We start from the raw sequence: 15775 nt of genomic DNA, 5'->3' as shown, positions 1-15775 counted from the left end.
GTGGTCAACATGGCCTATCGTTCCTATGTTGCAATGCGGCTTCGATCGATCAAACTTCTCCTTGGACATAATCTTTCTTCCCTTTATACCTTCTTATTCCTGTTTATTCTTTTCATGCATCAAGCAAATTTCGCTAACACTTCATCAGATACCGCCTGAGGTACCGGATGGTAACGGTCAAACTGCATGGTGTACTGAGCACGCCCCTGAGACATGGAGCGCAATGTATTAACATAACCGAACATATTAGCGAGCGGCACCATGGCATTAACAACTGTGGCGTTACCACGAGGCTCGGTGCTGCTGATCTGACCACGGCGACTGTTAAGATCACCGATAATATCACCCATATAATCATCGGGCGTTACAACCTCAACCCGCATAATTGGCTCCAGCAACCGCGCACCCGCATCACGCGCAATTTCACGAAAGGCCGCCCGCGCCGCAATTTCAAAAGCCATTACGCTGGAGTCAACATCATGGTAGGCCCCATCAATAAGCGTGACCTTGAAGTCAATAACCGGAAAGCCCGCCAAAACACCCCCATCGCGAACACTATCTATGCCTTTTTGAATACCCGGAATGTATTCCTTAGGAATAGAACCACCAACAATTTTATTTTCAAACTCGTAACCATCACCCGGCTCTTGAGGTTCCACAATGATTTTCATGCGAGCAAACTGACCCGCACCGCCGGTCTGCTTTTTGTGGGTGTAATCCAACTCTGCCTTTTTGGAGAACGTCTCCCGATATGCAACCTGAGGTGCCCCAACATTGGCATCAACCTTGAACTCGCGCTTCATGCGGTCAATGATAATATCCAAATGCAATTCTCCCATACCCTTGATGATAGTCTGACCGGACTCCACATCACTGGAAACCCGAAAAGACGGATCCTCCTGAGCCAATCTATTTAACGCTACACCCATCTTTTCTTGGTCAGCCTTGGTTTTTGGCTCCACGGCTACTTCAATAACAGGGTCGGGAAACTCCATTCTCTCCAGCACAACCGGCCTAGTAGCATCGCACAACGTATCCCCCGTCGTTGTATCCTTCAAACCCGCGATGGCTACAATATCACCCGCATAAGCTTCCTTTATGTCCTCGCGGGAGTTGGCATGCATCTGCAACATGCGCCCAATACGCTCCCGCTTGTCCTTAACCGAATTAAGTAACGACGAGCCACTCTCAACCATGCCCGAATAAACACGACAAAACGTAAGAGAACCCACAAAAGGATCATTCATTATCTTAAACGCCAACAGAGACGTAGGTTCACTATCTTCAGATTTACGAACAACCTCTTCTTCTGTCTTAGGATCAACACCGCGAATAGCCGGCACATCTACAGGAGATGGCATATAATCAACAACTGCATCCAAAAGCGGTTGAACACCCTTGTTCTTAAAAGCACTCCCGCACAATACAGGCACAAAAGCCTGCGACAACGTTCCAAGGCGAATGCAACGGCGGATGGCTTCCGCATCCGGGTCTTTACCTTCCTCAAGGTATAGTTCCATAACCGCATCATCTTGCTCAACTACCGCCTCAATCAATTTGGTGCGATAATCCACCGCTTGCTCCTGCAGAGACTCCCGAATAGGCCGGTAATCGTACTTAGCCCCCAGCTCTTCATTGTGCCAGATGACCTCTTCCATGCGAACCAGATCAACAATGCCCTCAAACTCCGCCTCACTGCCAATTGGCAATTGAGTCACCAACGGCACAGCGCCCAGACGATCAACGATCATATCCACCGTGCGGAAAAAATTAGCGCCAAGGCGATCCATCTTGTTGACAAAACACATACGTGGCACGCCATATTTATCAGCTTGCCGCCAGACCGTCTCAGATTGAGGCTCAACACCCGCCACCGAGTCAAAAACCGCAACCGCGCCATCCAAAACCCTCAAAGAGCGCTCCACCTCAATGGTAAAGTCCACATGCCCCGGTGTATCAATGATATTGATACGTTTTTCATTCCAAAAACACGTCGTAGCCGCCGAGGTGATCGTAATGCCACGCTCTTGCTCTTGCTCCATCCAATCCATGGTAGCGGCCCCATCATGGACTTCTCCTATCTTGTGGCTCACGCCAGTATAATATAAAACCCGCTCCGTTGTGGTGGTCTTACCAGCATCAATATGAGCCATAATGCCAATATTGCGATAATCCTGAAGGGGAGTTTTGCGAGTCATGAGAGTAAACCTTGCGGGTGTTGATGCGCTTTACCAGCGATAATGAGAAAATGCACGGTTAGCTTCCGCCATGCGATGTGTATCTTCGCGCTTTTTCACTGCAGCACCCCGATTGTTAGCCGCTTCCATAAGCTCGCCAGAAAGCCGGTCTACCATGGTGTTCTCACTGCGCGCACGCGCAGCGGTAATCATCCAGCGAATAGCCAACGCCTGACGGCGATCATGGCGCACCTCCACCGGAACCTGATATGTGGCGCCTCCTACCCGACGCGAGCGCACTTCAACGGTGGGCATAATGTTATCTAAAGCCGAACGAAACAGCGTTAGAGGGTGTTCTCCCGATTTTTTTTCCATAACTTCAAACGCCCCATAAACAATACGCTCGGCGATAGACTTTTTGCCGTCCCGCATGAGGCTATTCATAAACTTAGCAAGAACGGTATCCCCATATTTGGCATCAGGAATAATGTCTCTTTTTTCTGCGCGATGACGTCTGGACATGAGGATTGGGCCTTACTATTTAGGACGTTTAGCGCCGTATTTAGAACGGCGTTGCCGGCGATCGCTCACGCCCTGAGTATCCAGAACACCACGGATGATGTGATACCGCACCCCCGGCAAGTCACTCACGCGCCCACCCCGTATCATTACCACCGAATGTTCCTGCAAATTATGGCCCTCGCCAGGCACATAGCCGGTAACCTCATGACCATTGGTCAGACGCACACGAGCCACCTTACGCAACGCAGAGTTAGGCTTTCTCGGTGTTGTTGTATAAACCCGAGTACACACGCCCCGCTTTTGCGGACACGCATCCATAGCGGGCGCTTTGTTGCGCTTCACAACCTTCTTGCGTGGCTTGCGAACCAACTGATTGATCGTCGGCATAGATCACCTTTAATGAATGAGTCCTCTGCCAGATAACAAGAGTACTCTGTTTTGTTTTTATTTCACCAAGTCTTATGGCTTTACCAAAACATAGAGCCACAACGCTAACTTTGTACTACTACTTCAACCACTACAACTGCTAAGAGGCATCTACAGTGCCAAAAGCCATAGAAAAAGAGAAGGTGCGCTCCAGACTGGCCCCCAGTTTGGTGCTTCACCCTCCTGCGAGCCTTCAGGGTATAAGCTCATTGTTTTCCCCTGTTTCACAGGAGCCCCGACCCTGTGCCGTAACTCTTATAGATATCAAGTGAGATACGGCACAAAAGTGCGCAAAATGTACTCCCACCCCTACCCACTGTCAACCGGCAAATGCCCAAACCGCTAAAAGATCACAGATAGGACACGGGAGAGTTACTTAGGGGAGAGTCACAAGGCCTAACCCAGCCTTATGTAGGATCAAAATTGCCGAAAAACAGAGAGTTAAGCGGCTTCCGGGCCTGTTTCCACACCAGCCTCGAAACCTGCTCCATCACCGGAAAATACCAGACCCTCACCAGCCTCTTCGCCTGTCACTTCAGCTGCCAATGCCGCCTCAGCAGCCCGTTTCTCAAGCAAGGCCTCGTCTCTGGCCATCGCCTCACCTTGCAATCGCTGCAAGATACCGCCGGTACCCGCCGGAATAAGCCGCCCAACAATCACATTCTCCTTCAAGCCAGACAGGCGGTCCACCTTGCCTGTCACTGCTGCTTCGGTAAGCACACGAGTTGTCTCCTGAAAGGAAGCCGCTGAAATAAATGACCGCGTCTGCAGAGAAGCCTTCGTAATACCCAACAAGACAGGTACACCAGTTGCCTCTTCACCGCCCTTCACTTTGATTTCTTCGTTAAGGGTTACAAACTCAATCCGATCAAGTTGCTCACCCGCCAGTAACCCTGAATCACCTGGCGCTTGTATCTCAACTTTCTGCAACATTTGACGCACAATAACCTCAATATGCTTGTCGTTGATGGTAACACCTTGTAGCCGATATACATCTTGTATCTCCTTGACAAGATACGCTGCCAACTCCTCTACACCAAAGATAGCCAGAATATCGTGGGGAGCCGGGTCACCATCCAGAAGATAGTCACCCTTTTGAATTACATCGCCATTTTGAACCGGGATATGCCGCCCCTTAGGAATGAGATATTCAATAGGATCACCACCATTCTCCGGATGAACCATAATCCGCCTCTTGTTTTTATAATCGCGGCCGAACTCAACCGTGCCCGATATTTCAGCAATAATAGCATGATCCTTAGGACGACGCGCCTCAAACAATTCTGCAACCCGTGGCAGACCACCCGTAATATCACGGGTCTTCGCACCTCCTGTCGGAATACGGGCCAACACATCACCAGCGTGAACATCCGCCCCATCCTCAACTGAAAGAATAGCATCAACCGCCAAAGGATAACGCGCCTCACGACCGCTCTCAAGAGTGAGAACCTCACCCTTAGCACCTTTAATCACAATTGCAGGCCTTAACTCAGCCCCCTTGGGACTTTCTCGCCAATCCATAATGGTACGTTGAGTAATACCGGTAGCCTCATCAACAGTCTCCCGAACAGAAACGCCATCTACCATATCCTCAAAACCCACAACACCATTAACCTCTGTCAAAATAGGAGCCGTATAAGGGTCCCACTCACTGATACGCTGACCACGCTCTACCGTATCACCCTCATCTACCAACAAACGTGCCCCATGCATTAAACGATAAGAAGCACGTTCCAGATTATCGCTGTCCATCACCCGCACCCGAACATTGCGGCTCATAACAACCAGAGCACCACTGGAATCTTTAACTACCTCGCGGTTATCTATGGCAATGCGTCCGTTGGCGCTACTCTCAATATAAGACTGGTCCATCACCTGAGCTGTGCCGCCAATATGGAACGTACGCATGGTTAGCTGCGTACCCGGCTCGCCAATAGATTGCGCCGCAATAATCCCCACCGTTTCACCGATGTTCACTGGCGTACCACGCGCTAAATCCCGGCCATAGCATTTACCGCAAACCCCAATACGAGTTTCACAAGTCAACACCGAACGTACCTGTATGGACTGCAACGCTTCCGCCGCATCAATATAGTCCACCTGCTCTTCTTCGATGATTTCTCCCGCCAGGGCCAACACTTCGCCGGTCGCCGGATTTACTACATTTTCCAACGGAACACGACCCAAGACACGCTGACCCAGAGATACCACCACATTACCTGCATCAATGACCGGCGTTAACGTAATACCAGATTTTGCGCCGCAATCCTCCTCATTGACGATACAATCTTGCGCTACATCAACAAGCCGCCGCGTCAGATAACCGGAGTTCGCCGTCTTAAGAGCCGTATCAGCCAACCCCTTACGCGCTCCATGGGTAGAGTTAAAATACTCCAGAACCGTCAGACCCTCTTTAAAGTTGGAAATAATCGGCGTCTCAATAATCTCGCCTGACGGCTTAGCCATAAGACCCCGCATACCTGCCAACTGCTTCATCTGAGCCGGTGAGCCACGCGCACCAGAATGCGCCATCATGTATATAGAGTTTACCGGCTTTTCATCCTTTGCCCCTTCATGGACATCAACAGCCGATATTTTTTCCATCATAAAATCAGCAACCTTATCCGTGCACTTAGCCCACGCATCCACAACTTTGTTGTATTTTTCTCCTTGCGTAATCAGCCCGTCAATATATTGCTGCTCATATTCATTAGCGAGTTGACGGGTTTCTTCTACCAATTTGCTTTTTTCCTCAGGAATAACCATGTCATCCTTACCAAAGGAAATACCCGCCCTACAGGCCTCTTTGAAACCCAATGACATAATCTGATCGCAGAAAATAACCGTCTCTTTTTGCCCACAATGACGATAAACCGTATCAATCATTGTTGATATTTCACGTTTGGTCAGCAACTGATTAACTAATCCAAACGGCACGTTAGGATGACGCGGCAAAAGTTCGCCCAGTTTCATACGTCCGGGCGTTGTCTCTACTATTTCGCTTATCTCCTGATCAGACTCATCAACCCGCACCCGACGCGCCTTAATTCTGGTATGCAATGTCACAACACCACTTTCAAGGGCATGTTCAATCTCTGCCATATCACTAAACGTCATACCCTCACCTACTTCGCCCTCATTAGCCATAGACGTATAATAGAGTCCCAGCACAATATCCTGACTGGGCACAATAACAGGCGTACCATCAGCAGGATGCAGAATGTTATTGGTAGACATCATCAACACTCGCGCCTCCAGCTGTGCTTCAAGAGAAAGAGGCACATGAACTGCCATCTGGTCGCCGTCAAAGTCAGCATTAAACGCTGTACACACTAACGGATGCAGTTGAATAGCCTTACCTTCAATAAGAACCGGCTCAAAGGCCTGAACACCAAGGCGATGCAAGGTCGGGGCACGGTTAACCAGCACCGGATGCTCGCGAATAACTTCCTCCAGAATATCCCAGACTTCCGGACGTTCTTTCTCAACCATTTTCTTAGATTGCTTAACCGTCACCGACAAGCCTTTGGCATCCATACGAGAATAAATAAATGGTTTGAAGAGTTCCAACGCCATCTTTTTGGGAATGCCCACCTGATGTAGTTTCAACTCAGGCCCTACTACAATCACCGAACGGCCCGAGTAGTCCACTCGCTTACCCAGAAGATTCTGACGGAAGCGCCCTTGCTTACCCTTCAGCATGTCCGCCAAAGATTTCAAGGGACGCTTATTAGTTCCGGTAATAACCCGGCCCCGACGACCATTGTCAAACAAGGCATCTACAGATTCTTGCAACATACGCTTTTCGTTACGCACGATAATGTCCGGTGCACGCAGTTCAATCAACCGTTTGAGGCGATTGTTTCTGTTAATCACCCGACGATATAAGTCATTAAGATCTGAGGTTGCAAAACGTCCGCCATCCAACGGCACCAACGGACGCAAATCCGGTGGAATCACAGGAATGGTCGTCAATACCATCCATTCAGGACGATTATTGGAGTGTATAAATGCCTCAACTACTTTCAGCCGTTTGGCCAGCTTCTTCGGTTTTAGTTCGGTTGTAGCTTCAGCAATCTCACGGCGCAACGTATCCCGTAGTTCCTCCAAGTTAAGCCCCATCAGCAATTCACGAATAACCTCAGCCCCAATACCAGCAGTGAAACTATCTTCACCATATTCATCCTGAGCAGCAATATAATCTTCTTCCGTCAACATCTGATAGGGGGCCAGCGGCGTCATGCCAGGCTCGGTGACGATGAACTGCTCAAAATATAAAACCCGCTCTAGATCTTTCAACGTCATATCCAACAACAAACCAATGCGACTAGGCAGAGATTTCATAAACCAGATATGCGCCACAGGGGCCGCCAACTCTATATGCCCCATGCGCTCTCGACGCACTTTGGCCAAAGTCACCTCCACACCGCACTTTTCGCAGATAACCCCTTTGTATTTCATCCGTTTGTATTTACCGCACAAACATTCATAGTCCTTCACGGGTCCAAAAATCCTACCGCAAAAAAGACCATCCCTCTCCGGCTTGAACGTACGATAGTTGATGGTTTCCGGTTTTTTTATCTCTCCAAATGACCACGAACGTATCCGCTCCGGGCTAGCGATAAAGATACGAATATGGTCAAAATTTTGACTAGGTGCCGGGGCACCAAAGATATTTGCGATATCCTGCTTCATGAGAATAACTCCTTGCACGGCACAAAAACCGTAATTGTCATATTTTGTTAATTAGCTTTGTCGTCCCTAAAACCCTAAGATTTTTCCTGATCTATAGGTTGAGTTGATAATTCAACATTAAGGCCAAGAGACCGCATCTCTTTGACCAGAACATTGAAACTTTCAGGTATACCCGCTTCAAACGTATCATCTCCCCGCACAATGGACTCATAAACCTTTGTACGACCAGCAACATCATCGGACTTTACCGTTAGCATTTCTTGCAACGTATACGCCGCGCCATAAGCCTCTAGTGCCCAGACTTCCATTTCCCCAAAGCGCTGACCGCCAAACTGAGCCTTACCACCCAGAGGTTGTTGAGTAACAAGACTGTAAGGCCCAATGGAGCGCGCATGAATCTTATCATCGACCAGATGATGCAGCTTCAGCATATAGATGTAACCTACAGTAACCTCACGGTCAAAGGCCTCTCCAGTGCGACCATCATAAAGGGTCACCTGACCGGATGACTCAAGACCCGCCTCTTCCAGCAAATCTACAATATTTTCTTCATGAGCGCCATCAAACACCGGCGTAGCAACCGGGATACCATTACCAAGATTATTGGACATATCCATCAAATCATCATCGTCTAACGACTTAATGGCTGAATGGTCACCATAGATATCTGTCAATCGTCCCCGCAAAGATTTAACATCCCCGTTGCTACGGGCTCGCGCTAACAACTCTCCAATCTGCTGCCCAAGACCCGCACAGGCCCAGCCAAGATGAGTCTCCATAATTTGTCCAATGTTCATTCGGCTCGGCACACCTAGCGGATTAAGCACAATGTCAACCGGTGTACCATCTTCCAGATAAGGCATATCCTCCATGGGTGCTATTCTTGAAATAACACCCTTATTACCGTGGCGGCCTGCCATTTTATCGCCTGGTTGAACTTTACGCTTAACGGCAACAAACACCTTGACCATCTTCATAACACCGGGAGACAATTCATCACCGCGCTGCACTTTGTCAACCTTATCATTAAAGCGCTTATCCAAACGCGCCCGTGCCTCATCATATTGCTGACGCATGGCCTCTACTTCGGCAAGGCTCTGCTCATTTACAAGGGCAATCTCCCACCATTTATCCCGCTGTAATCCATCCAACATAGTCTGGGTTACTTTTTGGTTAGCCTCCACCCCCGCAGGGCCGGACGCCACTTTCTTGCCCAGCAACACAGTCGCCAAACGTGCATACATATTACGCTGAAAAATAACCCATTCATCCTGACGGTCTTTTTTCAAACGTTCAATTTCTTCCAGTTCAATAGCCATAGCCCGTTCGTCTTTATCCACGCCGTGACGATTAAACACCCGCACCTCCACGACCGTACCCGCAACACCGGGCGGTAACCTAAGAGAGGTATCGCGAACATCTGATGCTTTCTCACCGAAAATCGCCCGTAATAGTTTTTCTTCCGGTGTCATGGGAGTCTCCCCCTTAGGGGTTATCTTGCCTACCAGAATATCTCCCGGATGCACCTCTGCACCCACATAGGTAATACCTGACTCATCAAGATTGGCTAAAACCTCCTCACCAACATTGGGAATGTCCCGCGTAATTTCCTCCGGCCCCAATTTAGTATCCCGAGCCATTACTTCAAACTCTTCTATATGGATCGACGTAAATACGTCATCCCGCACCACCCGGTCAGAGACCAAAATAGAATCCTCAAAGTTATATCCATGCCACGGCATGAATGCCACGAGGATATTACGCCCCAAAGCCAACTCTCCGTAATCAGTGGACGGACCGTCCGCTATAATCTCACCAGCAGCCACTTCATCACCAACCCGTACCAGAGGTCGCTGATTGATGCACGTGTTTTGGTTGGAGCGCTGGAACTTGAGCAGGTTGTAAATATCCACACCCGAACGAGAGGGATCTTTTTCTTCTGTAGCTCGTATAACAATACGTGTAGCATCAACTTGATCTACAATGCCTGCACGGCGCGCTCCAATCGCTGCTCCAGAGTCCCGCGCAACAACAGATTCCATACCCGTACCTACTAAAGGTGCTTCCGTCTTCATAAGAGGCACCGCTTGGCGTTGCATGTTAGACCCCATCAAAGCACGGTTGGCGTCATCATTCTCAAGAAACGGAATAAGAGCAGCTGCAACAGAAACAACCTGACGGGGTGAGACGTCCACATAGTCCACCTTATCAGGGGCTACCATTTCAAAGTCACCCGCAATACGACAGTTCACCAGAGTCTCCAGAAAATTACCCTTTTCATCGCAAGGCACGTTAGCTTGTGCTATGTGATAGCGATTTTCCTCTATGGCTGAGAGATACGTTACCTCCTTTGTAATGCGACCCTCTCGCACCCGACGATAGGGACTTTCAATAAAGCCATACTTGTTAATACGGGCATACGTCGCCAGAGAGTTAATGAGGCCAATATTGGGACCTTCTGGCGTTTCAATCGGACAGATACGTCATAGTGAGTCGGATGTACATCGCGTACCTCAAAGCCCGCCCGCTCTCTGGTCAAACCTCCCGGCCCCAGCGCTGACAAACGCCGCTTGTGAGTAATTTCAGATAAAGGATTGGTCTGGTCCATGAATTGCGACAACTGCGAAGAACCAAAGAACTCCCGAATGACTGCCGTTACCGGCTTAGCATTGATAAGATCGTGAGGCATCACAATGTCTACATCCACGGACCCCATGCGTTCCCGAATAGCGCGCTCCATGCGCAACAAGCCCACGCGATATTGATTTTCCATCAACTCACCCACCGAGCGAACCCGCCGGTTGCCAAGATTGTCAATGTCGTCAACCTCGCCCTTACCATCACGTAAGGCAACAAGGGTTTTCACAACCTCAAGAATATCTTCCCGACGCAAAACCCGAACCGTATCATCAACCTCAAGATTAAGCCGCATGTTCATCTTGACGCGACCTACAGCAGATAAATCATAACGCTCCGAGTTAAAAAACAGATTTTCAAAAAGAGCCTCCGCCGTCTCAGGATTCGGTGGCTCACCCGGGCGCAAAACCCGATAGATATCCTGCAACGCTTGAGAGCGATCCGTGCATTTATCATTAGCAAGGGTGTTGCGAATAAAAGCCCCTGTGGTTACATGATCAATATCTAAGATATCAAGGCTATCGTGACCTACCTCACCAAGTGCCCCCAACAACTCAAGGGAGATAGCTTCACCCGCCTCAGCCAAAATCTCGCCAGTTTTCATGTTGACGATTTCTTTAGCCATATATTGCCCATCCAAATCTTCATCACGCACAAGAATCTCTTTCAAGCCATCCTCGGCCAACTGTCTGGCTAGACGCGGCGTCAGTTTACGCCCCGCCTCTACGACAGTTTTACCATCAGCAGCATTAACCAGATCCGTAGGCAATCGATAAGGCCGTACTTTGTCACCCGAAAAGACCGTCCGCCAACCATCCTTCGTGCGGGTATAGTTCACGCTATTGTAGAACTCTGACAAAATTCCATCTGCGGTCATGCCTAACGCATAAAATAACGTGGTTACCGGCAATTTTCGCCGACGGTCGATACGCACATAAACAAGGTCTTTAGGATCAAACTCAAAATCTATCCAAGACCCGCGATAAGGAATAATCCGCGCTTCATAAAGCAACTTACCTGACGCATGAGTTTTGCCACGGTCATGGTCAAAAAAGACTCCCGGGCTACGATGCATCTGAGAGACAATCACCCGCTCGGTTCCATTCACAACAAACGTGCCATTGTCTGTCATAAGCGGAATATCACCCATATAGACATCCTGCTCTTTAATACTGCGAATGGAGCGTGCGCCCGTTTCTTCATCGTTTTCAAAAACCACCAGACGCATTTTAACCTTCAAAGGTGCTTGATAGGTTATATCGCGCTGGCGACATTCTTCTATGTCATATTTCGGCGTATCAAAGTCATAACGGACAAACTCTAACTGAGAGATGTGCGCAACATCTTCAATAGGAAAAACAGAACGAAAGATTGCCTCCAATCCATGATCTAATCGCCCGCCCTCCGGCTCTTCTACTTGCAGAAACTGGTCATACGAATATTTCTGCACTTGAATCAAATTAGGCATCTCCGCAATTTGCGGAATGCGACCAAACGATTTACGAAGCCGCCTTTGACTGACGAGAGATTGAGACATATTCTATTCCTTGTTGTATTTACCTGAGTTGTGTCTTGCTGAGCTATTCTTCTCTGCAACAAAACGGTACACTAACCATCAATGCAACTACCGCTACGGCGCTTTCATCAAAGTGGCAATTGGCCTTCCGGCGCCGCCCGCACCGCCAAAAAGCCCGCTACACGCTCTGCTTGCTTATGCACCACCCGAGTGCGCGACCCTATGGCGCCACTCACAGATTATTTTAACTCCACAGTGGCACCCGCCGCCTCAAGTTTTTCCTTGATTTCGTTGGCCTCGTCTTTAGGCACATCCGCTTTTACGTCACCGGGCGCACCTTCTACCAATTCCTTGGCTTCTTTGAGACCAAGACCTGTTATTGTACGCACCTCTTTAATGACATTGATTTTCTTATCACCAAAAGAGGTCATCACAACGGTAAAGGAATCTTTTTCCTCTGCCCCACCGGCATCTTCACCGGCAGGTGCCGCAACGCCTGCGACTGCTACCGGCGCTGCCGCCGATACGCCCCACTTCTCTTCCAACATTTTGGATAACTCCGCAGCCTCCATTACCGTAAGGCCGGAGAGATCATCCGCTATCTTTTGCAAATCAGCCATTGTTCAACCCTTTCCTGAGTGTTTGCTAATGCTAACATTTTTTTCAATATCGTTTTTCTAACTACTTGATTTCATTCATATTTAATTTTTGCCGGGCGAGTGGTGCCATCATGGGGGTTAGCGGGTGTACTATGTTTGTATGGGGCCATGATGCCGGCCGGTTTTCCGGTGAGGATTTGTGTACAAATGAGCCCAACGGGGGTTGCCCGGCGGGGGTTTGTATTACGGCTTGTACTATTCCTGTCACTGCCTGTTCTACTCCTGTTTTAACCACTGTCTGTGCTGCTCCATTCACTGCCTGTACACTCCTGTTTTAGTCACTGTCTGTTCTACTCCTGTTTTAATCACTTGCCGCGTATGCACCCATGACGCGGGCCAGTTGTCCGGCGGGAGCCTGTAGTACACCGGCAATACGCGTGGCCGGTGTTTGTATCATACCGACCAAACGCCCTCTCAGCTCATCCAGAGACGGCAAATCGGCCAGCGCCTTAACAGCTGCCACATCGAGAAGTACATCCCCCATGATGCCGCCCCGAATAATCAGGTTTTCGTGTTCCTTAGCAAAATCAGCAACAATTTTGGGGGCCGCCACCGGATCTTCCGAAAAAGCAATCGCTGTCGGCCCCGTAAGCAAATCTCCAAGACCTTCAGCCTCCGCTCCCACTATAGCCAGTTTCACCAGACGGTTTTTGACAACCCGAAAAGCCGCCCCTCTTTCCATCATCCGTCCACGCAAATCCGTCAGCTGGGATACATTCAGCCCGCTATAGTGCGTCACAATGACCGTTCCCGGACCGGCGAAGACGTCCCGCAGTGACGATACTTCCTGTGCTTTTTCCGCTCTATTCACGACTCTTTATCTCCTCACGGTCCCTTACGCACCCAAGCCGCCTGAAACGCTTGCCGGATCAATTCTGACACTCGGCCCCATAGTGGAACTCAAGGCAATGCGCTTCACATAAGTGCCCTTCACCCCCGATGGTTTCGCCTTTTGAAGGGCGTCCATCATGGCGCGTATATTCCCGGCAATTTTTTCTTCTTCAAAACTTGCCTTGCCAATACCCGCCTGCACAACACCCTCTTTCTCAACCTTAAACTCAACCGCACCACTCTTGACCGCTTTAACGGCCTCCGCAACATCCGCCGTCACCGTACCAACTTTAGGGTTCGGCATAAGACCGCGAGGCCCAAGCACCTTACCAAGACGCCCTACAAGAGGCATCATGTCCGGCGTGGCAATACATCTGTCGAAATCTACCGCCCCCCCCTGAACCTGCTCTATCAAATCTTCCGCGCCCACAATATCAGCCCCCGCCTCACGCGCCTCATCCGCTTTGGCATCTCTTGCAAAAACCGCCACCCGGACCGTCCGGCCGGACCCATTGGGCAGATTGCATACACCCCGCACCATCTGATCGGCATGGCGGGGATCAACACCTAAATTAACGGCCAGCTCTATGGTTTCATCAAATTTGGCCGTCGCCCCTTTCCTGATAATCCCGACCGCCGCATCAAGAGAGTACAGTTCATCACGAGATACACCCTCTGCGGAATTTTTATACCGTTTGCCTCTGGCTGACATGATTACTCCTGAACCTCCAACCCCATGGCCCGCGCCGAGCCCATAATAATTTTTGTCGCCGCATCCAGATCGGTGGCGTTCAGATCTTGCAGTTTGGTTTCCGCAATCTCACGGCATTGCGCGACACTCACCTTCCCCGCAATTTCCCGTCCGGGGGTTGAACCCCCTTTTTTAAGATTGGCCGCCTTTTTCAAGTACCATGCAGCCGGCGGAGTTTTAGTGGTGAAGGTAAAACTCTTGTCGGCGTATATTGTGACCATTGTCGGTACGGGCATGCCCTGCTCCAACCCCTGAGTGGCTTCATTGAAAGCCTTGCAGAACTCCATAATATTCAAGCCCCGCTGACCAAGTGCCGGACCAATGGGAGGCGAGGGGTTAGCCTGCCCCGCGGGTACCTGCATTTTCAAATAACCTGCTATCTGCGCCATAATTCTCTCATTACACTCTACAGTTTGTACGCCGGCTGTATGCCCTACAGTTTTTCAACCTGTCCATATTCCAATTCCACCGGCGTGGCCCGACCAAAAATAGACACCGCCACTTTCAAACGCGCCTTCTCCATATCCACATCCTCTACCAGACCATTGAAAGAAGCGAACGGACCATCTGCCACCCGAACCTGCTCTCCAATATCAAAGGTCACAGAAGGCCTGGGCCGCTCTACCCCTTCCTGTACCCGGGACCTGATCTGATCTACCTCCCTCTGGCTGACCGGCGAGGGTTTTGTACTACTCCCCAGAAAACCCGTTACTTTAGGCAAGCCCTTGACCAGATGGTAGGCTTCGTCCGTCATCTCCATCCTGACCAGCAAATATCCCGGGAAAAACTTGCGCTCCGCATTCTGTTTGCGTCCGCGTTTAACCTCGATGACCTCTTCCGTCGGTACAAGCACCTCCTCAATCTGATCTTCAAGACCGGCCGCCACCGTCTGCTCCCGAATGGCATCAGCAACCTTGTACTCAAAGTTGGAGTAGGTATGTACGATGTACCAGCGTTTTTCCATGGCTTTGATGTCTTATTCCTCTGTTCCCGACTGCGTGTGCTTCACGCGCCAACGCCCAACAAATATTTCACGACAAAATTAAGAACCTGATCTGCCAGCAAGAAAAATATCGCCGCCAGAAAAACCATGATGAACACCATGACCGTCGTTACAACGGTTTCGTTGCGGGTGGGCCATGTTACCTTGGAGGTTTCCGAACGTACCTGCTGTATAAACTCTAACGGTTTTGTTTTTGCCATGATTTTGTTCCTGATCCGCTTCTCTCTTCTTTCACCACCTACTTCTCACTCTCCGGCCTTCACTCTTTCCTAACCGGTGGCCCCCTATTGGCAGGAGTGGAGGGACTCGAACCCCCGGCCCTCGGTTTTGGAGACCGATGCTCTACCAGCTGAGCTACACTCCTCCGATTCTGAACCCGGACGCGTTACTCACCATGAGCACTTCGCCTATTCCGGACTACTCCAGGATTTTAGATACGATGCCCGCACCAACCGTCCGGCCACCCTCACGGATAGCAAAGCGCAACTTCTCCTCCATCGCTATCGGTGAGATCAACGTAACCTCCATCTTGCAATTATCTCCCGGCATAACCATCTC

13 protein-coding genes, 1 tRNA gene and 1 pseudogene are annotated in these 15775 nt (G+C 49.8%); all 15 read right to left on the bottom strand.

Annotated features, from left to right (window positions below):
* A partial coding sequence (locus tag V6Z81_08770) for a hypothetical protein (GenBank protein MEG9862555.1) occupies window positions 1-69 on the bottom strand: 69 nt, incomplete at its 3' end.
* 50 nt (window positions 70-119) lie between these two features.
* Window positions 120-2198, bottom strand: a complete 2079-nt coding sequence (gene fusA / locus V6Z81_08765; GenBank protein ID MEG9862554.1) for an elongation factor G — start codon at window positions 2196-2198, stop codon at window positions 120-122.
* Between the two features lie 30 nt (window positions 2199-2228).
* Window positions 2229-2699 carry a 30S ribosomal protein S7 gene (gene rpsG / locus V6Z81_08760; protein MEG9862553.1) on the bottom strand — a complete coding sequence of 157 codons (471 nt, stop codon included), beginning with the start codon at window positions 2697-2699 and terminating at the stop codon, window positions 2229-2231.
* Window positions 2700-2714: 15 nt separating this feature from the next.
* Window positions 2715-3086 carry a 30S ribosomal protein S12 gene (rpsL, locus tag V6Z81_08755; protein MEG9862552.1) on the bottom strand — a complete coding sequence of 124 codons (372 nt, stop codon included), beginning with the start codon at window positions 3084-3086 and terminating at the stop codon, window positions 2715-2717.
* A 480-nt stretch (window positions 3087-3566) separates the two neighbouring features.
* Window positions 3567-7820: a DNA-directed RNA polymerase subunit beta' gene (rpoC, locus tag V6Z81_08750; GenBank protein ID MEG9862551.1), complete on the bottom strand. Its 4254-nt coding sequence runs from the start codon at window positions 7818-7820 to the stop codon at window positions 3567-3569.
* 74 nt (window positions 7821-7894) lie between these two features.
* Complete coding sequence (gene rpoB, locus V6Z81_08745; GenBank protein MEG9862550.1) at window positions 7895-10249, bottom strand: DNA-directed RNA polymerase subunit beta; 2355 nt, start codon at window positions 10247-10249, stop codon at window positions 7895-7897.
* Between the two features lie 116 nt (window positions 10250-10365).
* A pseudogene (locus V6Z81_08740) lies at window positions 10366-11925 on the bottom strand (DNA-directed RNA polymerase subunit beta).
* Between the two features lie 287 nt (window positions 11926-12212).
* Window positions 12213-12593 (bottom strand): 50S ribosomal protein L7/L12, encoded by a 381-nt coding sequence (rplL, locus tag V6Z81_08735; GenBank protein MEG9862549.1) that lies wholly within the window; start codon window positions 12591-12593, stop codon window positions 12213-12215.
* A 340-nt stretch (window positions 12594-12933) separates the two neighbouring features.
* Complete coding sequence (gene rplJ, locus V6Z81_08730; GenBank protein ID MEG9862548.1) at window positions 12934-13443, bottom strand: 50S ribosomal protein L10; 510 nt, start codon at window positions 13441-13443, stop codon at window positions 12934-12936.
* A 24-nt stretch (window positions 13444-13467) separates the two neighbouring features.
* The gene (gene rplA, locus V6Z81_08725) at window positions 13468-14175 is read right to left on the bottom strand and encodes a 50S ribosomal protein L1 (GenBank protein MEG9862547.1); all 708 of its coding nucleotides are present in this window, start codon (window positions 14173-14175) and stop codon (window positions 13468-13470) included.
* 2 nt (window positions 14176-14177) lie between these two features.
* The gene (gene rplK, locus V6Z81_08720; GenBank protein MEG9862546.1) at window positions 14178-14606 is read right to left on the bottom strand and encodes a 50S ribosomal protein L11; all 429 of its coding nucleotides are present in this window, start codon (window positions 14604-14606) and stop codon (window positions 14178-14180) included.
* 41 nt (window positions 14607-14647) lie between these two features.
* Complete coding sequence (gene nusG / locus V6Z81_08715; GenBank protein ID MEG9862545.1) at window positions 14648-15178, bottom strand: transcription termination/antitermination protein NusG; 531 nt, start codon at window positions 15176-15178, stop codon at window positions 14648-14650.
* 41 nt (window positions 15179-15219) lie between these two features.
* A complete protein-coding gene (gene secE, locus V6Z81_08710; protein MEG9862544.1) occupies window positions 15220-15417 on the bottom strand; it encodes a preprotein translocase subunit SecE in 198 nt (65 codons plus the stop codon).
* An 88-nt stretch (window positions 15418-15505) separates the two neighbouring features.
* Window positions 15506-15581: transfer RNA gene (locus V6Z81_08705), tRNA-Trp, on the bottom strand.
* A gap of 53 nt (window positions 15582-15634) precedes the next feature.
* A partial coding sequence (gene tuf, locus V6Z81_08700) for an elongation factor Tu (GenBank protein ID MEG9862543.1) occupies window positions 15635-15775 on the bottom strand: 141 nt, incomplete at its 5' end.

The sequence above is a fragment of the Parvularculales bacterium genome, from assembly GCA_036881865.1.
In the GTDB taxonomy this organism is placed as follows: Bacteria; Pseudomonadota; Alphaproteobacteria; order JAPOUT01; family JBAJNM01; genus JBAJNM01.
Note: the sequence above shows the minus strand (reverse complement) of the source record. Positions and strands in the feature narration are given on the sequence as shown.

Coding starts and splice junctions, on each gene's coding strand:
- rpsL (MEG9862552.1), bottom strand. CDS start 3,086: ATGCCGACGATCAATCAGTTGGTTCGCAAGCCACGCAAGAAGGTTGTG.
- rplL (MEG9862549.1), bottom strand. CDS start 12,593: ATGGCTGATTTGCAAAAGATAGCGGATGATCTCTCCGGCCTTACGGTA.
- secE (MEG9862544.1), bottom strand. CDS start 15,417: ATGGCAAAAACAAAACCGTTAGAGTTTATACAGCAGGTACGTTCGGAA.
- rpoC (MEG9862551.1), bottom strand. CDS start 7,820: ATGAAGCAGGATATCGCAAATATCTTTGGTGCCCCGGCACCTAGTCAA.
- fusA (MEG9862554.1), bottom strand. CDS start 2,198: ATGACTCGCAAAACTCCCCTTCAGGATTATCGCAATATTGGCATTATG.
- rpsG (MEG9862553.1), bottom strand. CDS start 2,699: ATGTCCAGACGTCATCGCGCAGAAAAAAGAGACATTATTCCTGATGCC.
- rplA (MEG9862547.1), bottom strand. CDS start 14,175: ATGTCAGCCAGAGGCAAACGGTATAAAAATTCCGCAGAGGGTGTATCT.
- nusG (MEG9862545.1), bottom strand. CDS start 15,178: ATGGAAAAACGCTGGTACATCGTACATACCTACTCCAACTTTGAGTAC.